17 protein-coding genes and 1 pseudogene are annotated in these 22587 nt (G+C 61.7%); 5 read left to right on the top strand and 13 right to left on the bottom strand.

Translation table 11 applies throughout. From position 1 onward, the window contains the following. Window positions 1-188: 188 nt before the first annotated feature. From ACI3K3_RS16070 to ACI3K3_RS16060, 3 genes are all read left to right on the top strand, one after another. Window positions 189-1613 carry a hypothetical protein gene (locus ACI3K3_RS16070; protein ID WP_404915400.1) on the top strand — a complete coding sequence of 475 codons (1425 nt, stop codon included), beginning with the start codon at window positions 189-191 and terminating at the stop codon, window positions 1611-1613. A 73-nt stretch (window positions 1614-1686) separates the two neighbouring features. Continuing rightward, window positions 1687-2310 carry a TetR/AcrR family transcriptional regulator gene (locus tag ACI3K3_RS16065; protein ID WP_404915398.1) on the top strand — a complete coding sequence of 208 codons (624 nt, stop codon included), beginning with the start codon at window positions 1687-1689 and terminating at the stop codon, window positions 2308-2310. Between the two features lie 646 nt (window positions 2311-2956). Next, window positions 2957-4948 carry a TolB family protein gene (locus ACI3K3_RS16060; protein WP_404915396.1) on the top strand — a complete coding sequence of 664 codons (1992 nt, stop codon included), beginning with the start codon at window positions 2957-2959 and terminating at the stop codon, window positions 4946-4948. A gap of 218 nt (window positions 4949-5166) precedes the next feature. Here the strand turns inward: ACI3K3_RS16060 and ACI3K3_RS16055 are convergent, their stop codons facing one another. From ACI3K3_RS16055 to istA, 3 genes are all read right to left on the bottom strand, one after another. Continuing rightward, on the bottom strand, window positions 5167-6120 hold the full coding sequence (locus tag ACI3K3_RS16055) for a LysR family transcriptional regulator (RefSeq protein ID WP_404915394.1): 954 nt from the start codon (window positions 6118-6120) through the stop codon (window positions 5167-5169). Between the two features lie 214 nt (window positions 6121-6334). Next, window positions 6335-7114 carry an IS21-like element helper ATPase IstB gene (gene istB, locus ACI3K3_RS16050; RefSeq protein WP_404915392.1) on the bottom strand — a complete coding sequence of 260 codons (780 nt, stop codon included), beginning with the start codon at window positions 7112-7114 and terminating at the stop codon, window positions 6335-6337. After that, a complete protein-coding gene (gene istA / locus ACI3K3_RS16045) occupies window positions 7104-8624 on the bottom strand; it encodes an IS21 family transposase (RefSeq protein ID WP_404915390.1) in 1521 nt (506 codons plus the stop codon). Before istA ends, istB begins: the two co-directional genes overlap by 11 nt. A gap of 129 nt (window positions 8625-8753) precedes the next feature. Between istA and ACI3K3_RS16040 the strand changes: the two genes are divergently transcribed. Beyond that, entirely contained in the window at window positions 8754-9200 is a 447-nt protein-coding gene (locus ACI3K3_RS16040) for a hypothetical protein (RefSeq protein WP_404915388.1), read from the top strand. 83 nt (window positions 9201-9283) lie between these two features. Then, complete coding sequence (locus tag ACI3K3_RS16035; RefSeq protein WP_404915386.1) at window positions 9284-9625, top strand: gamma-glutamylcyclotransferase; 342 nt, start codon at window positions 9284-9286, stop codon at window positions 9623-9625. Between the two features lie 48 nt (window positions 9626-9673). Here the strand turns inward: ACI3K3_RS16035 and ACI3K3_RS16030 are convergent, their stop codons facing one another. The 10 genes and pseudogenes from ACI3K3_RS16030 to ACI3K3_RS15985 form a co-directional block, all read right to left on the bottom strand. Further along, the gene (locus tag ACI3K3_RS16030; RefSeq protein WP_404915384.1) at window positions 9674-11689 is read right to left on the bottom strand and encodes a M3 family metallopeptidase; all 2016 of its coding nucleotides are present in this window, start codon (window positions 11687-11689) and stop codon (window positions 9674-9676) included. Between the two features lie 123 nt (window positions 11690-11812). Next, a complete protein-coding gene (locus ACI3K3_RS16025) occupies window positions 11813-12766 on the bottom strand; it encodes a helix-turn-helix transcriptional regulator (RefSeq protein ID WP_404915382.1) in 954 nt (317 codons plus the stop codon). 46 nt (window positions 12767-12812) lie between these two features. Further along, entirely contained in the window at window positions 12813-13676 is an 864-nt protein-coding gene (locus tag ACI3K3_RS16020) for a hypothetical protein (protein ID WP_404915380.1), read from the bottom strand. Then, entirely contained in the window at window positions 13673-14008 is a 336-nt protein-coding gene (trxA, locus tag ACI3K3_RS16015; RefSeq protein WP_404915378.1) for a thioredoxin, read from the bottom strand. The genes ACI3K3_RS16020 and trxA overlap by 4 nt, the downstream gene beginning before the upstream one ends. Continuing rightward, window positions 14005-15828 (bottom strand): ABC transporter ATP-binding protein/permease, encoded by a 1824-nt coding sequence (locus ACI3K3_RS16010; protein ID WP_404915376.1) that lies wholly within the window; start codon window positions 15826-15828, stop codon window positions 14005-14007. The genes trxA and ACI3K3_RS16010 overlap by 4 nt, the downstream gene beginning before the upstream one ends. 4 nt (window positions 15829-15832) lie before the next feature. After that, window positions 15833-18142, bottom strand: coding sequence for a TonB-dependent siderophore receptor (locus ACI3K3_RS16005; RefSeq protein ID WP_404915374.1), 2310 nt, complete (start codon window positions 18140-18142; stop codon window positions 15833-15835). Between the two features lie 234 nt (window positions 18143-18376). After that, window positions 18377-18736 carry a metallopeptidase TldD-related protein gene (locus tag ACI3K3_RS16000; protein WP_404915372.1) on the bottom strand — a complete coding sequence of 120 codons (360 nt, stop codon included), beginning with the start codon at window positions 18734-18736 and terminating at the stop codon, window positions 18377-18379. Window positions 18737-18776: 40 nt separating this feature from the next. After that, window positions 18777-19838 (bottom strand): annotated as a pseudogene (locus ACI3K3_RS15995) (metallopeptidase TldD-related protein); the annotation flags it as partial. A 39-nt stretch (window positions 19839-19877) separates the two neighbouring features. After that, window positions 19878-21257: a TldD/PmbA family protein gene (locus tag ACI3K3_RS15990; RefSeq protein WP_404915370.1), complete on the bottom strand. Its 1380-nt coding sequence runs from the start codon at window positions 21255-21257 to the stop codon at window positions 19878-19880. Window positions 21258-21286: 29 nt separating this feature from the next. After that, window positions 21287-22369, bottom strand: a complete 1083-nt coding sequence (locus ACI3K3_RS15985; protein ID WP_404915438.1) for a PLP-dependent cysteine synthase family protein — start codon at window positions 22367-22369, stop codon at window positions 21287-21289. Between the last annotated feature and the right edge of the window lie 218 nt (window positions 22370-22587).

Below are 22587 nucleotides of genomic sequence, written 5' to 3'. Positions count from 1 at the left end.
GCGCCTTCCTTCTGACCGCCCAACCCGCGGCAGCGTATTATATCGGTCCCAGCTACCTCAAGATAACGGGGATCAGGGGAAATGCCGCGATCAAACCCTACAAGGGCTGGATCAGGGCCGAAGCGAACTATTGGAGCGACCGTCCCACCCTGCGGGAAATCCGCGGCATCAGCGGCAAGGAAAGCGGATTGAAGTTTTCCGGTCCGCTCACGCCCGCAAAAGGCCCCTCCTCCCTTTCCCTGGCGATCGACAAACGGAACCCGGCTCTGCCCGGCCTCATGGAGCTGTGCCGCAGCGGAACCCGGATCGAGAAACTGGTCTTCGCGGAATCCTCCGAAATGGAGCGCCATCCTCAGGAGCATGGTCCCCGCCCAGCCGACATTCCGGCTTACTATGAATACAGTCTCAACCAGGTCCGGCTGGCCTGCCCGGTAGTGGACGGTGCTCCGGAGCAGGCGATCGGTCTGCATTTCGACAGTATCGAATGGCTCAACTACAAGCCGCAGCCCGAACCGCGCCCGCTTATCACCCAGTCCGCCCGCCTTCCCGCTGCGCCGCGCAGCGGCACAAGCAGGGCTTTCGTCGTGTCCTGGTTCGCCCCGATCGCCGACAGCAAGGCCGATCAGTGCCCCAGGATGAACCGCAAACCCACGCAGGACGAATACTTCGCGCTGATGTCGCCGACGCGCGCTGCAGAGCAGCGCGCCGCGCTTTCCGGCAAGGGCGGTGCCAATACGACCGTGCTTCCTTTCCGCGGTCCCGACGAGATGAATGTGACGATGCTGCCCGGCATCGTTGCCGACCCCGGTCATGCAGAGCCGGTGGCCGCCACCGTCCGCGGCTTCGACCTCGACGGCGACGATGGCTCCGGTCCGCCGCCTTCCCGCACGCGGGCGCATCGCAATTTCGTTTCGCCGGACGGACGCAAGGGCATCGACAACCAGCTCTTCGTGATTCAGGGCTGCGTCGCCGGCTGGCGCCGCGACGGCTTCCTGCCGATGATCGGCAACGAACTGCGCCGCGCCGGAGGGCTTTCGATCCTTGTGGAGGTGAGCGGCATCGACGATGATCGCAACGACGACGACGTGGCGGTCACCATCCTCTACAGCGCCGATCCCATGCGCCGCGACGGCACGTCCAAAAACGTCCTTCCCGACTTCACATTCCGCGTGAACGGGGACCCTGAGTTCTCCCAGGATTTCGCGCGGTTCAAAGGCCGGATCGTGAACGGCGTCGTTACCACTGACATGCTGGATAAACTCGTCATGCACGAAGGCCCGGCAACCACCTGGACGCTGGCGGAGGCGAAGATGCGGATCGAATTCACGCAGTCCGGCGGCATGAGTGCGACGCTCGGCGGGTATCGGGACTGGCGCGAATATCTCGCCGCGGCGTTCTTCCGCTCGTCCGACTACGAAAACACGATCGGCTTCAACACGCCCGCTATGTACAACGCAGTCCGACGGGCCGCCGATGGCCTCAAGAACCCCCAGACAGAAGAATTCGAGGGTATCTCGGCGGCTTATGAAATCGAAGGAATCGCGGCCTATATACCTCCGGAGCAGCAGGTTCGGCTCAAAGCCGGTGGACGATACGAGTTTGCCAACAAATAACTACCGGTGTGGCGTACCTCTGCTTGTGCCGGGCGCTTGCCCCACTCTTGGTTTTTGCGTCAGATAGGATGCAATGACGGATAAAAATGAGCCGAATCGCGATCGCGGCACTACAGTCACCTATAAAGCCGTCCCCCCGCCGTCGGCCGGATCACAACACCCACGCGCTCTGCGTTCTGCGACAGCGCTACGGCAGGCAATGTTGACACTGCTGCAACGAAAGCCTTTCGATCAGATAACCGTCCGCGAAATCTGCACTGAAGCACGGGTACATTATGCCACGTTCTTCCGACACCATCAGACCAAGGAAGCGCTTCTCGACACCATCGCCAAGGACGAGATTGCCCGCCTCAACCGGCTCGCCCTCTCCATCCGGAATGCCGAAGACTACGAGGCAGGCTTCTGCGGGCTCTGCACTTACGTCGACGAGCACCGTCTGCTCTGGTCTATACTCCTCAACGGCGGTGCCGGTGGAGCCATGCGAGAGGAATGGCTGAGGGTGTCAATGATCGTTGCAGAATCCGAAACACCAATCAACGAATGGCTCCCGCGAAATCTTGGCACGATTTGCGCAGCCACGCTTATCGCGGAAACTCTCGCTTGGTGGGTGGGGCAACCGGAACGAACCTATACAGTTTCGGAAATGGCCAAAGTTCTTTTCCGCCTGCTTTCAACTTCGATAATCGCGCCCGATTGATTACGGGCCAGCTTGCCCGAAACACCAGCGTCCGCAAGTGGCACGTGCTATTCACAGCGATCAACATCTAGAAGATCCTCGGCAGGATTCAGCACCAAGCTTGCAGGTGTGGCGCTCTCGTCCTGCAAGGGAAACCGGATCGCTGATCAAGCGACTTAACGCGCCCGGGACCGGAATTTTCATTTTTCACTTCACCGGGACGGCGCATTTCCACGCGATACGGATCGCGCTTGAGCTACGCCTATCCAGAGGCTGGACACGGCGCTCCTTGTGCGCCACATTATCGCACAAAGTGTCGTAGTTGGATTTTCTTTCATCCAGAAACACCTGAAACAAGAAAGGGTATGCGGAAGCAAAATGGAGAGTGCAGGTGGCAAGCAATCGCGTCGTGGTGGTCACTGGCAGGGCTGACGCGTGACAGTGAAAGGCAACACGCCGTTTGACATCAGCATCCGCTTTCCCATTCCGGCCGGGGAACGCCAAGCCACATTTCCCAACCTCGCTGCGCGCATAGACCGGTGAACATGGTGCGCGCGCTCTGCGCGGCCGCTCCGGGAATCCGGACGACTGCCGAACTACCGTTAAACATCGCCAGACCCGGGTGACGCCGAGCCTGCATCGGAAATGTCAGGATAGAGAGACCTACATGAACCGTGATTTGACCTTGAGCCTTCGACGGCAGCTCGGCCCCACTGCTCGAATTTCGATCGCTGTCGCCTGCCTCAGCGCAGGCATCACTGCCAGTGCGGCGACGGATGCCACCAATCCTGCGCCAAAACCTGAATCCGTTGTCGTCTCCTCCTTGCCGCTGCCGCCCGCAAGTCCATCAGACAGCGCAGGCGCCTGTACCGAGGCCATCAATCCCAACGGCACCGGGTGCATGACCGCTGCGGATGACGGGATCATAGAAGGACCGGCCTACCTTGGCGATGCGAAACACGTACTGCTCGCCGTCCAGTTCGCCGGCGCGCCCGCATCGCCGGGTCCGGGCGGCATCTACGATGGCCCCCAGGTTATCGCCATCAAGACAGACGGCGCGAAGTTCGCCAATGGCGATGCATGGAAATGCCTTACTTGCGGGGTGCCGAAGGCTGCCCGCGCAGATGCCAATCCAGCCTCCACCAACGAACACGGCCGGCGCGTTCCGCCCGGTTCCGAATGGCTGAGCCTGGATCATCCCCAGGCGTTTCCGGGCGATACCAAGATGATTGCCGGCACGAATGTCGTCGATTGCGGCCCTTACAAACTGGTCGACGACCAGTGCACGCCAGAGCGTATCCGGATCTACCCGATCCGTTGGAATACGACTTCAGACGGGTCCGGCCCCGGCGGATCAATGCGTGAGCTGCGCCTGAACCCCGATGGCGAACATCTCATGTGGAGCCACATGATTGCAACCGGGGCCGATATCGACCAGCATGGCCTGGTCGGCAGACTGGCGTTCAACCCGTCGCCCCGTAACGGTCTCCCTCTCGCGCCGCGCTACGAGTTGGAAGATGTCTGGGTTCTCACGAACGCGACAAATCCCGAATTCGCTGCGTTTCGCGAAGATCCTAAGGCACCGGGCCGTCTGATCCGCAATCCCGTGAAAGGCGCGATCGGAGAAGCCCGCGGCTGGACCCGCGACGGCAGGAGTGCAGTCGGCATGGGCATAGTCGAGTCCGGAAATGTCGATATGTTTATAACTGATCTCGTTTCCGGACATTCGCACCGGTTGACTAGAGCTCCCGGTTACGCGGACCCGATCCTGATGTCGCCCGACGACAAGTGGTTCGTGGTGCTGGATAACCGCACCGTCGATCGACATATGTATTACGGTGCGATGCAAGGCCTTCCCCCCCTTACGGATGAACTGACACGGATGGTCATGCTCAGCGCACGGTATGGCTATCGAAACGGCATGCGGCGCTTTTTCCAGCCTATCCTGATCGACCGGGATGGAGACCGGGGCCTGTACACAGGCCAGCAGCTGAACGCCGGGGGCGGTGCGCCGGGAAGCCCGAGCGATCCGAATTGGAACGCGCGGGCCGATCCCGCATGGTCCCCCGATGGAACGAACGTCGTATTCTGGCAAGCACTCGTGAACGCACCGGATTGCGGAGAACCCAATCCTTTGCCCTGCCCCGTTTCAACCGAGCCGGGTGGACGAAAATCCCGGTTGATGATAGCCAAGCTGAAAGACCGATCCCCGCAGTCACTGAACCTTAGGGTGACGACACAACCGATCACGGTGCCGTGGGGTACGCGCTACCGGCCGGGCGATCCCATGCCAAAGCGATATCCATCCGTTCCTGCGGGCAAGTTCACGATGACGGGGCAACGTGGCGGAGAAGCCCGCGTCGAAATCCGTAAGGATGCCAACGGCCGGATCTCTTATGTGGGAGCGAACTATTTGCATTACACCGATGATGGCGAACATATCATCGACGGCACCGAGACCGCCGAGTTGGTGAAGTCGAATGGATCCGCGCGTATCATCTGGCACTCCGATCTCCGCTCCAACGGCAGTCATTCGATGACGAAGAAGACTTCGGAGCCTGGCGGCTTTGTTTTGAGCCCGCTCGGGGAACCGCTGGAGGGGGACCTGGTGACGACCTTGGACGGCAAAGTCTACAAAAAGCCCCTACCGGGTAGCTAGGACAGGAGCTAAAGCACCGATATTGGAATATGTTTGGTCCGATCACGGTAGGCCAAGATGTTGCGGATGCGGTGTTCCGAGCAGCGAACGATCCGGATTGCCCGGCTGTGCTGCCCGCTGGCCCCGACGCCACCGCTTGGGCAAAGGAGGCGTGAGCTTCTGGGGCCGGAGACCGGTACCATTGAAAGACCGCTATTATGCTGGCGCGCGCATTCCTGTTAAAGCGCCCGATGCCGAGGTGTCGCTAAGCCGTTTATGTTTTGACCGCGTTCATCCATTCGACTTGCCACCTGTTTCAGCTGTTCGATGAACAGTTCGGCTACGGGTGACAGGACGGTGTTCTTGCGAAGCTTCAGGGCCACCGCCTGCGGTGGTGCTTCCGCGAGTTGCAGAACCTTGAACGGCAGGCTGCGCCCCACCAGTTCCGTCCGGGATACGAAACCGATACGCGACGCATTGCAGATCAGCCGCTCCTGCACGGCCACCGAGTTCGTGGAGATCGCATTCGCCGGCCATGACAGGCCGGCCGCCATGAACATCGCACTCAGCGTGCTAAACGAACTGGTGTTGACGGTAGGCAAGACCCAGGGCCGGTCGACCAGATCTCCAAGCCAGACTTTCCGCGCCTCGGCAAGTGGCCCGTCCGCGGCGACCGCCAGCAGGAATGCGTCATCCATGATCCGGTGCTGAATGATTTCGCTTTCGCCGGGCGTCAGCTCTTCCAAGGCTCCGACGACAAGATCGAGTTCGCCGTGCCGCAGTGCCGGCGCGAGGATATCGTCGAGGCCCGCTGTCACCGTAGCGACGAGCTTGCTTTCCGCCTGCGCGGTGCGCGCCAGAGCCTCCGGCACCAGTCCTGCCATTACGCCTGGTGTAGCGCCGATCCGCAGGGGCCCCGAAAGATTGGAGCCATAGGCTTCGACCTCCCGGTCGAGCCCCTCCATCAACATCCGCAGGTTCTTCCCCCCGCGCACGATGATCTTGCCCAGCGCGGTAAGTTGCGATCCTGCGGCGCTGCGGGTCAGCACTTCTCCGCCTATCGCCTGTTCGAGCATCTTGATGCTTTTGGACAAGGCAGGCTGCGTTACCCCCAAGGCTTCGGCCGCACGGCTGAAGGAGCCATGTTCGGCCACCGCGAGAACGGACAGCAGCGGACGGACGGGAATATGCATCGGCAACCCTGAAAGCTCATGAACGAAAGTTATGACCTAATGCCATATTTTCGCGTTTTCTCAACTAAAATGGTTGAGTAAAGGATTCGAGAAATATCAGCATGGGGTCGGAAAATGGGCAGGAATGTTGATTGCCACTGAGATGTGACCCGGGGTTTCCATTGAGAATTGACCCGGGTGGGTATGGGTTATGTGCTGCCGTATCCCGGCAGGTTCAAGATGCTGGATTCTCCTTTCTGGCTTTGGGCGCAGCGGTGCTGGCACGGAAGCGGAAGCTGTCGTTTCCGGTTTCCAGGATGTGGCAGTGGTGAGTGAGCCGATCGAGTAGCGCGGTGGTCATCTTGGCATCGCCGAACACGCCAGCCCATTCGCTGAAGCTCAGGTTGGTGGTGATGACGACGCTGGTGCGCTCATACAGCTTGCTGAGCAGGTGGAAGAGCATGGCTCCGCCCGATAGGATGAAGGGCAGATAACCCAGCTCGTCGAGGATGAGCAGGTCGAGACGTAGCAGGCGTTCTGCCAGCTGGCCGGATCGGTTCATGGTCTTTTCCTGCTCAAGCGCATTGACCAGATCGACCGTGGAGAAGAAGCGGACCTTCTTGCGGTGATGCTCGACGGCCTGGACGCCCAGTGCCGTTGCTATATGGCTCTTGCCGGTTCCGGGCCCGCCAATCAGCACGACATTGTCGGCGTTTTCCATGAAGTCGCCCTGATGAAGCTGGCGCACGAGGGCTTCGTTGATCTCACTGGCAGCAAAGTCGAAGCCAGCCAGATCCTTGTAGGCCGGGAAGCGGGCCGCCTTGATCTGATAGGCGATGGACCTGACCTCGCGTTCGGCCATCTCTGCCTTCAGGAGTCCAGCGAGCATCGGCACAGCAGCATCGAAGGTAGGCGCGCCCTGCTCGATGAGTTCGTCGGCGGCCTGAGCCATGCCGAACATCTTGAGGCTGCGCAGCATGACGACGACCGCGGCGCTGGCGGGGTCATGACGCATGGCGGATATCCCTCAGCCTGTCATAGCGAACGACATTGGCCTCGGGCTCCTGCGCCAGGCGCAGCGCCTGAGGCGCATCGATCGGCGAAGCTGGAGGCGCCTTGCCGTCGATAAGGCGATGCAACACGTTGAGAACGTGGGTCTTGGTGGCAACACCGGCCTCCAGAGCCAACTCGACCGCGCTCAACACGGCCTGCTCGTCGTGATGCAGAACGAGAGAAAGTATCTCGACCATCTCCTTGTCGCCACCAGGGCGCATGAGCAGATGGCCCTGTAACTGCCGGAAGGCTTCGGGCATCTCGAGGAAAGGGGCGCCATTACGCAAGGCGCCGGGCTTGCGCTGGATCACCGCCAGATAATGCCGCCAGTCATAGATTGTGCGTCCCGGCTTGTGATGGGAGCGCTCGATGAGCCGGGCATGTTCGCACACGATCTGGCCTTCGGCCGCTATGGCCAGACGATCAGGGTAGATCCGCAGGCTGACCGGTCGGTTCGCGAAGGAGGTAGGTACCGAATAGCGGTTGCGGTCAAAGGCGATGAGGCAGGTCGGCGACACGCGCTTGATCTGCTCGACAAAGCCATCGAAGGGCTGGCCCAGCGGCATCAGACAGGAAACTTCCTCGGCATGCACATCGGCCACGGTGCCGGGCATGACGCCATGCTGGATATCGCTCCATTGGGCGATGCATTGCTCTTCCAGCCAGGCGTTCAGCTCAGCCAGGCCCGGAAAACTTGGCATCGGTTGCCACAACCGGCGCCGAGCGTCCTGGACGTTCTTCTCGACCTGACCCTTCTCCCAACCTGAAGCCGGATTGCAGAAATCCGTCTCGAACAGATAGTGGCTGGCCATGGCGGCAAACCTTGCGTTGACCTGCCGAGCCTTCCCGGTCCCGATCTTGTCGACAGCGGTCCTCATATTATCGAAGATCCCACGCTGGGGCACGCCGCCCAGCACCCGGAACGCCTGCGTCAGCGCGTCGAACAGCATCTCATGGGTCTGCAGCAGATAGGCGCGGACGATGAAGGCGCGGCTATGCGCCAGTTTGGTATGGGCGACCTGCAGCTTCGTGGGCTTGCCGTCCAACACGGCATAGTCCTCGCTCCAGTCGAACTGGAACGCCTCGCCAGGCTTGAAAACCAAAGGCACGAATGTTCCACGCCCGCTGGTCTGCTGCTCATATTGCAGCTCCATCCGCCATCGTCGGGCAAAAGCGGCAACCCGGTTATAAGAGCCATCGTATCCCAGCTTTACCAGATCAGCATGCAACTGCTTGGCGGTCCGCCTTTGTTTACGGGACTTCTTGGATTCCACTCGCAACCAGGCCGTCAGCTTCTCGGCGTAAGGGTCGAGCTTGCTCGGCCGGATCGGAACCTTGAAGCTCGGCTCAATCGCGTCAGAACGCAGATATTTGCGGATGGTGTTGCGGGACAGGCCGGTCCGCCTCTTGATCTCCCGAATGGAGATCTTCTGCCGGAAATGCCACCGGCGGATCACACTGAGTAAGTCCATGTTGATCACTCCACGACCCTCCGACTGGCAGCCAGAGGCGAGGGAAACATGGGTCAATTCTCAATGGTAATTTATACGCCCCCCGGGTCACATCTCAGTGGCAATCAACAGTCTGCGCTCGTCGTTTTCATGATACTCCAGCCGCTGTTCGGAATGCTGAGCGATCGCTTGGGAATTCGCGTCCACATGCGGGTTTTCACCGGCGCCGCAACGGTTCTGGTCGTGCCCATCCTCTACGGCATCCAGAACGCGCAAAGTTCGATCGCGGCCTTTGCGCTCATCATCGCCGGCCTCACGATCGCGGCGTTCTACACGCCGATCGCAGGGCTGGTTAAAGCGGAGATGTTTCCTGCCGAAGTCCGCGCTCTGGGCGTCGGCTTTCCCTACGCGATCGGCAATGCGCTATTCGGCGGCACCGCCGAGTACGTCGCTCTGAGCCTGCGCGGCGCGGGCGTGGAAAGCGCATACTTCTACTATGTCGCGGCAATCTGCGGCCTGACCTTCATCGCGGCGATGACGATGCCAGACTTGCGACGCCATGGCTATCTAGACGGAGACGGCCGCATCGAACGGTGATCGATGCGGTGCTCGGGAAAGTCACGACCCGATAGGCCATAATCACCTTGTCACTTCCCGGAAGCTGGAATACCTGCACGATCATGAATATCGATTGTCGTCTCGTCACCTACGGCACGCTCGCTCCCGGCCGCCCCAATCACCACCATGTGGCTTCGCTTCAGGGAAGATGGCTTACCGGCACCATCAAGGGCGTTCTCGTCAACAAAGGTTGGGGCAGCGAAATGGGATACCCCGCGTTCGTCCCGGACGAACACGGAGAAGAGATCGCCGTGCATCTTCTTGAATCGCCGGATTTGCCGAAGCAGTGGGCATATCTGGACGCTTTCGAAGGCGAAGAATATCGGCGCTACGAGGTTCTCGTCACCACGGCCGAAGGAACCGTCGAGGCCTGGATCTACGCCGCAGACCAAACGAAGGATTAACGCCCTCGTCGTCGCGGCCAGGCCTCAAAGGTCATCGCCTCAACAACGTCATACTTCCAGACCGCGTCTCCGCAGCAGCGCGGAGTGGTCGCTCTCTCGTCCCATGAAGGCATGGAAGCTTTCGGACGCCGAACGCGACGCTCCGCGGGCGAGGACTTCGCCGCGGAACCGATCGCCGGTGGCACTGTCGACGACGCCCTTTCGCGCAAATGCTTCGAAGGCATCGGCCGCCAGGACTTCGGCCCAAAGATAGCTGTAATAGCCGGCCGCATAGCCTCCCGCGAAGATATGCGAGAAGGAATGCGGGAACCGGTGCCACTCCGGCGGCCGGACCACGGAGACCTCGTCGCGCACACGCTGGAGCACCGCCATGGGCTCTTCAGGCTCTTCCGCCAGATGCAAGAGCATGTCGAACAAAGCGAGTTCGATCTGGCGAACGAGGGACATTCCGGATTGAAAGTGGCGGGTCGCCAACAGGCGTTCGTAAATATCGTCAGGCAGACGGCGGCCGGTTTCGTAATGGCCTGACATCGCCGTCAGCACGTCCCGGTTCCAGGCGAAATCTTCCATGACCTGACTCGGAAGCTCGACGGCATCCCATTCGAAGCCGCGGATTCCCCCGATTGCGGGCCGATCTACCAGCGTGAATATCTGGTGCAGCGCATGTCCCGTCTCATGAAGCAGCGTCTGCACGTCCCAGTGGCTGAGCAGAGGCGGTACATCCCCAGCGCGCGGCGCGAAATTGCAGGTCAGATAGGCGACCGGCATTCCGCTTCGGTTGCCGTCGCGAAGCCGGGGCCGTGCGGGAGACATCCATGCCCCGCCACGCTTGCCCGTGCGGGCATGGAGATCGAGATAGAGGCCCGCGAGAAGTTTGCCATCTTCATCGAAGACATCGAAGTAGCGAACGTCCTCATGCCACGAAACGGCTTCCGAATTCAGGGCCAGGCGCACCCCGAACAAGTCCTTCAACAGGCCTTCCCACCCCTCGAATACCCTTTCGATGGGGAAGTAGGCGCGAATTTCCTGCTCATCGACAGTATACCTTTGGCTTCGCAGACGTTCGCTGGCGAAGGCGATGTCCCATGGCTCAAGCGCGTCCAGCTTCAGTTCTTCCTTGCCGAATTCCCGCAGTTCCTCGATCTCGCGCAGGGCGGCGGGGCGCGCCCGATCGCCAAGGTCGCGCAGGAAGGAAACGACGTCTTCGGGCGACGCCGCCATCTTCGTGGCAAGCGACCATTCCGCAGGGTTCGAAAATCCCAGCAGTGCCGCGACCTGACGCCGCAGGACAAGTATTTCCGCCATGGCCGCAGAATTGTCATGGATACCCGCATAAGGGCCCTGATCCGAGGCCTTCGTGCCGGCAGCATGGTAGATCCGCCGTCTCAGCTCGCGATCCTCGGCAAAGGACATGACCGCGCTGACGCTCGACTGGTGCAATGTGATGCACCAGCCTTCCAGCCCACGGTCGCGCGCAGCCAGTGCAAAGCGCGCCATGTCTTCGGCAGAAATGCCGGCAAGCGTCGCCTTGTCCGTGACATGTTCAGACCAGGCCTCGGTAGCGTCGAGGACGGCAGCGTTGAATTGGGAAGCCAGCACGGAGAGCCGAAGGGAAATCTCGCGATATTGCTCTCTTTGCTCCGGATCGAGAGCCACGCCCGCAAGGCGGCGATCCCGCACGGACCGCTCGACCGCCACGCGATCCGCCGCCGGAAGCCGTCGGAAATCCTCGCTTTCGCAGAACCGTGCGAGAACAGCGAACAGGTCGGGGTTCTGGTTGGCGCCCACGACATGGTTCACGAGTGTTCCCTGCCCCTCGTTGAACGTCGCCCTCGTTTCTGGAGAATCCGCCACGTCCCGGAGGTGCGACACTACCGACCACAGCGCATTCATCGCGGTTTCAGCGCGCTCGAGTGGAAGCCATACGTCCTCGAAGCTGCCGCCTCCCGCTTCGACGATGCTGTCGATCGCATGGCGATGACGATCGATCGCTAGGTCGAGAGCGGCCAGTATCGCGTCCGGAGTGAAGTCTTCGAAGGGAGGCAGGATGAACGGATCAATCAATCTTTCGCGCGCGTCATGTGCCGATTGTGCTGCAACTTTCATCCTGGTCCTCTTTCTGGATGATCTCTTCCAGGTACATGGATCCCTCACTGAAATTCCGGTCTGCCGGAGCGAGATTCCCGATCAGTGCTTCTGGTACCGCCGCCGATATTCGGAGGCGGACTCGCCTACCCTTTTCTTGAACAACCGGCAGAAATGGGAAAGGCTGGCGAAGCCGCTGGCGAATGCCACATCGGAAATACGACTTCCTGTGGTGGCGAGCATGTAGGAAGCGACGGATAGGCGCGCTTCCATGAGCAGGTTGTTGAAGCTGGTGCCGTGATCGGCGCACGTCTTGTGGATCGTGCGCAACGAACACTTCAGGGCTTTGGCCGCATCCTGCGGCGAGACGTTTTCGTGATCCACGTTCTGGAATATGAACTGGAGTATACGGCCGATCCGCCCGACTTGCGGCGCCGCCCACTGATCTTCCGCGGTAACTTCAAGCGCGATCCGTAGAAGCTGGGCCAAAGTCGCGACGGAGGCCGAGACTTCGCGCGGCCCCACATCGGCTTCGTAGATCGTCCAGGCCAGGACGTAAGTGGCCGGCGTCGCAAAGAGAGAACCGGGCAGATAGAGATCGTCGAGCGAGGACTGGGTGGCGAAGATGTTCTGAAAGCCCCACCAACCGGGAAGGTTGATCACCAGCATGTCGAATTCATCGGTCGTCGATATCTGAAACGGCGCCCAGTCGCAGACGAGCATGATATCGCCCGGTCCGACGACGCGGGTGTTCTTCATCTGGTTGACGCGCAGATTGCCGACAGACGGCATGAGGATGTGCACGCTCAGGTTTGCGATGCTGCCATCGGCCAGCGGCACCGACCGGTAAGTCATGCCCTCCCCCGCCACCCGGTAAATCTGCGCCAGGTCTCGATGAACGGTATTTAGTCTGTAGGCGTCGCCAGGGCCGCATGGCGAGCTGCGGTCCGAACTGCCGAAAACGCGTTCCAGAGCGACGCGGCAATCGACCATGTCTGCAGCGGCCTGTCCGTCCCCGGCATTCCGCTCCCATATCTGGGGATGAAGATATCGCATGTCACGCCGTGTCCCGCGTTGCCCCGGCCCGCCGCTCGTCACCGCTCTAGCCGACTCGCCCGGAATCGCATTCCGACAATGCGATCAGGGTCTGACGGGCAGAAGCAAGCCAAGCGTTTCGCCGCTTTTCGGACGCTTCCCAGCACTCTTTGTGGAATGCCGTCAATTCCTGCGCGCGGGGTGACTCGGAAAAGTACTGCTGAACGAGGGTCGTGACCTGGCGAACCGCTTCTTCGCGATCGGTGATGCCCTGAACCTTCTCCGCCGCCCGTTCATAGAAGCTCTGGTTGAGCCCACCTGCTTCGGCGGCGATGTCATCCGTCCAGCCCGTCACGCGATTGCTGGCGCCGCGAATGGCGGCACTCCACGCCGAAATCGCATCGGCCACGGCGCCGGGAACCAGATCGAGATCGAACGCAAACGCCAAGGGAACTTGCAGATAATCGCTGGTCTGGGGAACGACATCGACGATGCGACCCAAGGCGGCGCGCGCCGAACGCCAGACTTTGCCAGCCACGGGGCTTTCCCGGCTGGCTGCCACTAGTTCCGCGACAGCGGCGGCGGCCGCCAGCGGCTCCTGCCCCACAAGACCGTCCCGGATGGCTACCGGCGCAGCGTCCCAGGATTGCAAGAACCAGCGACGGACCAGGTCTGCCGTGTCCTCTCCGGGCGCGATGGCGCCCAGCAGTGCCTTCGCGAAGGCCCGATCGTCGTCGGAGCGCAGCCCTTGCGCGAGTTCGGACGCAAGCGCGGTGAAAGCAGGATGAAAGCCCATTGCGGCTCCCACTGCGGCATCGGGTCCGCTTGTGCCCGGCGTCAGCCAGCCGCCGACCCGCTGCGTTTCACCGCTGAGATCGGCGAGCAATTCGTCACGCAGCGCGAGGTTGCCCAGAAATGCACCGCCAGTCACTGGCCGCCCTCCAGATAGCCTTCGAGCAGCGCGGACATGTTGCCCCTGGTCAGTATCCCGCGCGGCCTTTCCTTTTCCTCGCCCTTATGGATGAGGACGAATGTCGGCACAGCGCGGATGCCGAACCTTGTGGCAAGTTCGGGCTCCGCCTCGATATCGATCTTCACGATCCTGACTTCGCCCTCATACTCCCTGGCGACATCTTCGAGCATCGGCATGATCGCCTTGCACGGTCCACACCACGTTGCATGAAAATCGATGAAGACCGGGATCGGCGAGCGCATGACCTCGTCTTCGAAGACGTCGGTCGAGATGTCTTTGATCAGATTCACGAGTCGTTCCTTTGCGTGTCACCGGGCGATCCGGGGCGGTCGATGGCGAACTGCCGAGCCTTGCCCTGCGCGAATTCGATCGCCCTGTCGTGATAGGCCTCCACGGTCGGCCGGTGTGCGACCGATATAATCGCGGCGTCCGGCAAGCGCTCTGCCAGCAGCGTGTAGAAAATTGCCTCAGAGTGCATATCGAGCGCGCTGGTGGCCTCATCCACGAACAGGAAGTCCGGCGCGGCCAAGATCGCGCGCGCCGCTGCAATTCGCTGCTGTTCGCCCGGCGAGAGTATCCGGCGCCAGGAAGCGTAGTCATGAAGGCGCGGCGATAGCTGCCCAAGGCCAAGACGATCCAGCAGCATACGGAAGGTTTCGTCGGAAACCGAACCGGGGTCGGCCGGATAGGCCATGAGGCTCGCCAAAGTGCCGTCCGGCATGTAACTGCGCTGCGGAACGAAGTGGACACGCATGTCCGCCGGGGCGGCCACCGTGCCGCTGCCATGGCACCACAGGCCGGCAAGAGCCCTCAGGAAAGTGCTCTTGCCCGCGCCGGACTGTCCCTTGACCAGAATGCGCGCACCTTTCCGGATGACGATATCCTCGACTTCGACCATGGGCTCGCCGGTGGGGCGATCAATCACGAGGTTGCGGGTCGAATAGGCATTGTCGGCACTTGCGACCACGGCGATGCCGTCCGGGCGTGCGGCCCCCTCAAGAAGTTCGTCGAAGTAGCGCAGACGGGAAACGGCCGAACGGAGGATGGCGAGTTGCCGATAGGACTGGATGACGACCCCGACGGCACTGAACACCGCGATCATCGCAGCGGCGACGAACTGGATATCGCCGACCTGCATCCGCCCGCTGATGACGAAGGGCGCGCAAAGCGCCGCAGGCCCCATCAGGAACAGCAATGTAGGAATCTGGGTGGCGAACGTCACGCGCAAGTTGGCGTAAGTATAGCGCCGCCAGTTCTCCTTGATGAGCTGAAACGTGCTGTCGAGCCGCGCGCCTTCGAAGACGGCGCCCTTCTGGAACGCGATCGCCTCGCTGTTTTCACGCACACCTGCCATTTCCTGACGGAACTGCGCTTCGAGACCCTGCCGCGTGATCTCCGTCGTGGTGAGCTTGGCACCGACGAGATGGGTAACGACCGTCCAGAGGAGCGCAAACCCAACGGTCGAGTAGACCAGATACCCCTCCAGCGTGAAGGGCAGACCGATCCCGTTCAGTGGAACTGGCGGAGACATCGTCCAGAGCTTGCCCGAATAGAGGAACAGCGGCAGAAGCGAGCCAATCAGCCCAGGCACGATCGCCAGCATCTCCTCCACATAGATGAACACATCTTCCTGGATACGCTGCTCGGGATGATCGAGGCGCGCACGTCGTTCGAGGTCGTAATAGCGGTTGCCGTCGAGCCATCTGCCCAGCAGCGAGCCGGTGAGCACGCTACGGGCGCGGATTCGCAGTGTATAACGCACCCAGTCGCCCAGCAGCGCCGCCACGATGACGCCGGCAAAAGTCGCGATCGCGGTAATGAGCAGCCCCGGAATGACGGCGCCGTTGCGCGCCGCCAGCGCGGTCGTCACCGAGGCCATGGTCAATTGCACGTTGACCGTGGCATAGCTTATCCCGGCGCCGATCCCCAGCTTGATCGCGAAGAGAATGCCGCCGACCAAGGGATCCTTAGCGAAGTATTGCTTCGCAAGGCCGAACGCATGCCGGACGTCCGGCCATACCGTCCTTCCGCGGTTCTCCGGCGGGGGTTCGCCTTCGGCCAGGCGAATGTCCACGGGATCGGCAAGCGAATGGGATTCATCTATCGTCATCGTATTAGAGCTTTGCTCGCAGGTTGATGCGGAAGGAGCGGGGCGTTTCGATCAGCACTTGGCCGATCGAGCTTGAAGGCTGGTAATTCCGGCGGTCGAGCAGGTTGTTGACCGTGGCGTTCACACTGAAGCGTCCGTGCGTGTAGCCAAGGCTTGCATTGACCGAGAGAAACTCGCGGTCCACCCGATACAATGGCAGGGGATAGGATGTCCCGAGCAGATCCTGTGCAAAAAAGCTGCTGTTGTAATTGCCACCGAGCCCGAGATCGATGCTGTCCTTTTCGATCCTGAATGTCTTGATGGCCCACAGGTTGGCGACATGTCGCGGAGCGGCAATACCGGGGCGGCCATCGCCTTGCTTGTTGCGGGTATAGGTATAGCCGGCCAGAAGTTTGAGCGACGGCGTAACCGATCCCGACACCGAAATCTCACCCCCCTTGCCCTTGGTTCCCGGACCGGTGACGTAGAAGGCCGGATTAGCCGGGTCGAGGAGCTGCGAATTGTCGGTCGAGAACTTGAATGCCGACAGGTTTACCGTGACCTGATCGTTGAAGAGGCCAGATTTCAGACCGACTTCATACTGCGTTCGCGTAATGGGTGGCAGAACTTCTCCGGACGCATAGCGATAATAACTGTCCGTCGCGTTGAACGAATTGCTGTAACTGAAATATACGGAAACCGCCTTGGTGACATCATAGACCAGTCCGCCGTTGAACAGCAGCTTCTGCTGGTCGAAATCCGTCCCCCCGGCAATAAGCTCGCCCTGCGCGGTCCTGCGATAGGGGGCCTGCTTGTAGAACGTCTTGCGCAGGGCAGCCAGAGCATGCAGGCGGCCGAGAGTCATCTGATCCTGCACGACCAGGCCATACTGGCGTATCTTGGTAAAGCTGCCCCCGGTGTCTTCCGGGACGGGCAGCAGAGGCAACGCGCCGGGGTAGCCGAGCGGCGGCGGCATTACGCTGTCTGCGAAGCCGACGTCCTGAACTGTGACCCGCGTCGCGTTGTTGTGCATCAGGTCGCCTGCCAGGATCAGCTGGTGCTCCACCGGGCCGGTGGCGAACTTGGCATAGAGATCGATATATTCGCTAAGCTGCTTCTCTTTAGAAAAGTCGGAGAAGTTCAGTACATATGCGCCCATGCCCATATAGTCGTAGACATAAGGAACCTGAGCTTGTGTGCTGCGCTCGGCCTTCTGGTAAAGCCCCCGATTTCGCAAGGTGAGAGTGAACCCGCTCGTGGAAGCGAGATCGATTTCGAGGCTGTACGAGGCGCGCCGCGACTTAACGCGCGATCCCATTTCCTCGTTGAGCCGGTCGCCATAGTCCGTGAAGCCGCCAGCCGGATCGTACGAGGCAGAGAGGAGCGAGGGGGTGCGCTTGTCGTAGTACTGGAAGGTGCCATCGAACCTTACACTTTCGGACCGGAACCCGATCATGGGATTGATGACCCGCTGGAACACGCGCTTGCCTCCGCCGGGAAGGTGATCTGCATATTGCGACAATCCCGCCACACGCCAGAACAGCCCTTGATCCTTCAGGATCGTGCCGCCGACGTCGGCACTCGCCAGGAATTCCTGACCGGAACCCACGCCCAGACTGACGTCACCGCCGCGCTTGCCCGTCGCGCGCTTGGGTACGAAGTTGACGACGCCCCCGGAAAGCGCGGAGCCTGTCAGGATCGAAGCGGGCCCTTTGAGCACTTCGATCGCTTCAACGTCCGTAACCGGCGGATTGGCTCCCAAAGCGCTGGCCCTGAGACCGTTTACATAAGTTATGTTGCCCGTCGGTTCCCCGCCGATGATTGCTTCGGCACGACTGTTCGAAGTGGAGAATATGACGCCGGGAATATTCCGCAGAGCTTCGTTCACCGAAATCGCGTTCTGGCTCTGCAGCACTTCTTCGGTGACGGAATCCACAGTGCCGGGAGTCTGCCGCAGGGGCGTATCCGTGCGGGTCAGCAGGCCTGAAGATGTCCTTGCGAAGTCCTCGCGCCGCCCCACCACCACGATGTCGCCGCCACCGCCGTCCCGCCGAACGATGCGGAACCTGTTGCGCGCACCGTTCTCGAGCACCCAGTCGGTTCCCGCAAGCACCGTTTCCAGCGCACTGCGCAACGTATATAACCCGGAAACCCCCTCTACGCGCACGTCCTCTTCCGCTGCTATGTCGGTCGTGATGGATGCGCGCGCCTGCGACGAGATTTCCTCGATCACCTTTGCCAGCGAACCTCCGGAAACCTTGAAGTTGTATTCGCGCAGCGCGGCCGGCTCCTGCGCCTGTGCCGGGGAGGCAAGCAGGACAACTGCGGGCGACAACAGTGAAACTATATAAGCATTTCTCATAGAAACCCCCGGATGTCATAAAAATGCAGGCGTCTGGGGGTATGGCTATGCAGCGCGATCGATCATCCCGGCATTTTCCGCTTCGCCACCCCACCCGGATGACAGAAGGCCCAATCGCAGGAATGTTGTCTTGCCGGACCGCGCGAGACCGTTTGCCTGAGAGTGCAATCTGGTACTCGCGCACATTTATGTCGCATCCTTCGAACCTCAGTTACTTCCCCCGACGACCATCTCGTCGATTCTCACGGTGGGCTGACCGACGCCGACGATTACCGATTGCCCATCCTTGCCGCACATGGCCTCTCCGTCGTCAAGGGAAAGGTCGGTTCCGATCATTGAGAGTTTCTTGAGAGCCTCATGTCCCACGCCGATCAGCGTGGCACCTTCCACCGGCGCCGTCAGCTTGCCATCCTCGATGAGGTAGGCCTGAACCGCCGCGAAATTGAACTGCCCTGTGGTGATATCCACCGTCCCCCCGCCGAACTCCGTCGCGTAGATTCCGTTGCCGACGGAAGCGATTATCTCTTCCGGCGCATGTTCTCCCGCCTGCAGAAACGTATTCGTCATGCGCGGCAGGGGCATAGGACTGGCGACGCGCGTTGCCGGTCATCCGCCAATCCATCAGTCTCGCATTCATACGGTCCTGCATGAGGCCGACCAGCTTGCCGTCCTCGATCAGGACGTTGCGCTGGCCGGGCGTACCTTCATCGTCGATGTTGAGGGAGCCGCCGTGGCGTGGCACCGTGGCGTCATCGATCACGGTAACGCCCGGCGCCGCGACCTGCTCTCCCATGTGGCTGACGAAGACCGACGACCGCTTGCGGTGCGCATCGCCTTCCAGGCCGTGACCGATCGCTTCATGCAGGAGTATCCCTGGAAACCCCGGCCCCAGCACGACCGACATCACGCCGGCGGGTGCCGGTCTCGCATCGAGATTGGCGATCGCCATGCCGGTGGCGCGCCGGATCATCCGGTCGATCATGGCGTCGTCGATGTCGGCCAGGGCCATTCTCCCGCCACGGGCGGCCCGGCCGCTGGACCTCTTGTCGCCCGACTGCGCAAGAACGCTCATGACGATCCTTGCAAATGGGCGAACGTCGGCCGCCCTGGTGCCGTCGGTCGCGCAGACCAGCACATCGGTGTCGATCAGCGCCAGCGAGGCGGTGACGCGCACGATCCGGTGATCGGCCGCGCGCGCGCGTTCGTCCAGCCGCTGCAACAGGGCGATCTTCTCCGGCGCTCCGAGATTGCCGCCGGCCGAGATGACGGAATAGAGATCGTTGGGCGCCAAGTCGCTCCGGATCGCCGCACCTCCGCGTACCTGCGCATCCTGACCGAAACTCTGCATGCTCCGGGCTGCCGCCGACACGGCCATGAGGGCGCGGGGCGACATGTCGCTCGAATAGGCAAATCCGCTCTGTTCGCCAGCCACGGTGCGTGCGCCCACGCCCTGCGAGATGGAGAAGGTTCCGCGCGTCACCTTGCCTTCGTCGAGCCGCCATTCCTCGTGTGCGGTCGTCTCGAAATAGAGATCGGCGAAATCGGTTCCGGCACCGCCGAGTTCACCGAGAGCGGCATCGATGGCCTGCTCGTCGAGGTCGTTGGGGGCCAGCAGAGACTGAGAGATGCGAGACCAGCGGGCTTCCGTTGGAGAAGAGGCGATCGGCATGGGATGTTCCTTGATGTTGCGTACCGGAGGCGCGATGCGTCAGCGACCGGCAACCTGCATTTCGTCGATGAGAATGGACCCGGTGCGAAAGCGCCCTTCCCGATGCACGTCGCAGCCGACGGCGACGATCCCGCGCAGCATTCGCTTGAGATCGCCCGCCACCGTGAAATCGTGCACGGGGTGACTGACCTGACCGTTCTCGATCCAGAAGCCGCTTGCCGCCTTGGAGTAGGCGCCCGTAATTGGGTTGACGCCGCCCCCGATGAACTCTGTCAACCACAGCCCGCGCCCCATCTTGCGCCAAAGCGCCGCGAGGTCTTCCTCCGGCTCGGCCAGATTGCTTTTCAGGGTCAGGTTGGTCGGGCCATCTGCGTTGCCGGTCGAACGCAGGTTCATCTTTCGCGCGGCGAGCGAATCCAGGAACATCCCTTCCACCACCCCGTGCTGCACGACATCGCGCGCACTGCCGGCAACGCCCTCGCTATCGCTCCCCGCGCTGGCAAGACCGAAAGGCTCGAAGGGATTCTCCGAGAGCGTGAGATGCGCGGCCATGACCTGTTGGCCCACGGGATCGGGTAAGAAGGTTTGCCCCTGGTATTGCGCGCCCCCGCTCAGCGCATTGCAAAGCTCCCCCAAAAGCCCGGACGCGATGCGCGCATCCAACACCACCGGGGATTTCTGCGTTACCAGTCCCTCGGCGCCAAGGCGCGGAATGCTGCGCAGCACCGCTTCGGCGCCTATGCTGGCAGATGTCGGAAGCTCTCCGATATGTCGGTGGCTGGCGCTCCAGTAGTCCCGGACCATAGCGTCGTCGCGCTCGGCGATCGCGACGCACCAGCGGTGATGGATGGAGGCGCTTCCGGCGTCCCGGAAACCCTGGGTCGTCGCTCGCGCCCAGCGGTTGTCGCTGCTGGAGGCGCCTGCGTCCACCACGCGAACACGCTCGCCGCTGCCTGCTGCCAGTGCGCCGCTTTCAATGGCAAGCGCATCGCCGGCCATCTGCATCGCATCGTAGCCCGATGGCGCAAACAGCGGCACGCGCACGGGATTTCGAGTGACCCAGTCAGGATCGGCAAGCCCCGCCTCCGCGTCCGGCTGCACTTGCCCGGCGATGGCGACTGCCTGCTCCACCGTGCGCAAAACGGATGCCCGGTCGAGAGCCTGCGTGCTCGCCCGGCCCGTGCGGTGACGATTGTAGACAGTTATCGCCAGCGACTGGCTCCCGTCGCGATAGGCCTTTTCCACGCGACCGTTGCTGGCGCGCGCGGTGATCCCGCCGTTCTCGGCAACAACGACCATCGCCTCGCTCGTTCCCAGCGCAGCCACATGCGCGATCGCCGCTTCGGCAAGCTCGGCCAGCGTCGCCTCGCTGTGCATCAGGTAACCGTCTTCGGCGGGAGACGCTGTGGTATGACGCATGTCTGTAAACTCCTCCGGCTTTCAAGCCGTCAAACGCAGGATCTGCCGGCGACACTGAAGGCAGCGCGGATATCGGCGGCACAGGGCCGCCAGTCGACCGACCGACCGGCCAGCCAGCGATCATTGTAATATGTGCAGTCGTAGCGCTCGCCCGCATCGCAGATCAGCGTCGCGATGCTGCCTTGCTTCCCCGCCGCGGTCATTTCACGCGCAAGTTGCAGGCACGCCCAGACATTGGTGCCGGTGGAGCCTCCCACGCGCTTTCCCAGGACTTCCGCCACCGCGCGCATGGCGCCGATGCTCTGCGCATCGCTCACCGCCAGCATCCGGTCCACGACGCCGGGGACATAGCTCGGTTCGACACGCGGCCGACCGATTCCCTCGATAAGCGACGCGCACCCCTCCGGAAGGGTCTCGACCGTGGGATCCTGAAAATTGCGATGGAACACCGATTGCTCGGGATCTGCCACGCAAAGCCGGGTGGCGTGGCGCCGATACCGTATGAAGCGGCCGATCGTCGCCGAAGTTCCGCCGGTTCCGGCGCCGCAGACGATCCAGTCGGGCACGGAATGGCGTTCCTGAGAAAGCTGCGCGAACAGGCTTTCGGCGATGTTGTTGTTTCCGCGCCAGTCGGTCACCCGTTCGGCATATGTGAACTGGTCGAGATAATGCCCGCCCGTTTCCACGGCGAGCTTCTGCGCCACGTCATAAACCGTGCGCGGGTCGTCCACCCTGTGAATTTCGCCCCCCTGGAATTTGATGGCTTCCAGCTTCGGCGCGGCGGTAAGAGCCGGAACCACGGCGATGAAACGCAGCCCCAACAGGCGCGCGAAATAGGCTTCCGACACCGCTGTCGAGCCGGACGAAGCCTCGATCACCGTCGTGTCCGGACCGATCCATTCATTGCACAGGGCATAAAGAAAAAGGGACCGCGCCAGGCGATGCTTCAGGCTGCCCGTGGGATGCGAACTCTCGTCCTTCAGATAGAGGGTCACACCCGGCAGCGCGGGCACGTCCAACGAGATGAGGTGCGTGTCCGCCGACCGGTTGAAGTCGGCCTCGATCTTGCGCAGCGCCTCGAACAGCCACGCCCGGCGACAGGCCCGTGTCATGAGCATGGCAGGGCTCCTGCCTGCGCGGATGGCATCGATGCGCCAAGCAGCAGCTGCACCCGTCGCTTACGACCCATTCCGCACATGCCGGCTTCACCTGCTCCAACCTACCTGGTTCGTGCTGGTTACCGTGCCCTTGCATCCGTGCCTTGCGCTGACACGCGCGATGATTTTACCCAGAGTGCAAGATCGCCTCGTCATCGGAACGCCTCCCGCCG

This window comes from Novosphingobium sp. ZW T3_23 (genome assembly GCF_044987305.1).
Classification (GTDB): Bacteria; Pseudomonadota; Alphaproteobacteria; order Sphingomonadales; family Sphingomonadaceae; genus Novosphingobium.
Note: the sequence above shows the minus strand (reverse complement) of the source record. Positions and strands in the feature narration are given on the sequence as shown.

Excerpts from the sequence above, each read along its gene's own strand:
- ACI3K3_RS15990 (WP_404915370.1), bottom strand. The coding sequence starts at position 21,257 with ATGCGTCATACCACAGCGTCTCCCGCCGAAGACGGTTACCTGATGCAC.
- istB (WP_404915392.1), bottom strand. The coding sequence starts at position 7,114 with ATGCGTCATGACCCCGCCAGCGCCGCGGTCGTCGTCATGCTGCGCAGC.
- ACI3K3_RS16055 (WP_404915394.1), bottom strand. The coding sequence starts at position 6,120 with ATGCATATTCCCGTCCGTCCGCTGCTGTCCGTTCTCGCGGTGGCCGAA.
- ACI3K3_RS16000 (WP_404915372.1), bottom strand. The coding sequence starts at position 18,736 with ATGACGAATACGTTTCTGCAGGCGGGAGAACATGCGCCGGAAGAGATA.
- ACI3K3_RS16040 (WP_404915388.1), top strand. The coding sequence starts at position 8,754 with ATGATACTCCAGCCGCTGTTCGGAATGCTGAGCGATCGCTTGGGAATT.
- ACI3K3_RS15985 (WP_404915438.1), bottom strand. The coding sequence starts at position 22,369 with ATGACACGGGCCTGTCGCCGGGCGTGGCTGTTCGAGGCGCTGCGCAAG.
- ACI3K3_RS16010 (WP_404915376.1), bottom strand. The coding sequence starts at position 15,828 with ATGACGATAGATGAATCCCATTCGCTTGCCGATCCCGTGGACATTCGC.
- istA (WP_404915390.1), bottom strand. The coding sequence starts at position 8,624 with ATGGACTTACTCAGTGTGATCCGCCGGTGGCATTTCCGGCAGAAGATC.
- ACI3K3_RS16035 (WP_404915386.1), top strand. The coding sequence starts at position 9,284 with ATGAATATCGATTGTCGTCTCGTCACCTACGGCACGCTCGCTCCCGGC.
- ACI3K3_RS16025 (WP_404915382.1), bottom strand. The coding sequence starts at position 12,766 with ATGCGATATCTTCATCCCCAGATATGGGAGCGGAATGCCGGGGACGGA.
- ACI3K3_RS16065 (WP_404915398.1), top strand. The coding sequence starts at position 1,687 with ATGACGGATAAAAATGAGCCGAATCGCGATCGCGGCACTACAGTCACC.
- ACI3K3_RS16060 (WP_404915396.1), top strand. The coding sequence starts at position 2,957 with ATGAACCGTGATTTGACCTTGAGCCTTCGACGGCAGCTCGGCCCCACT.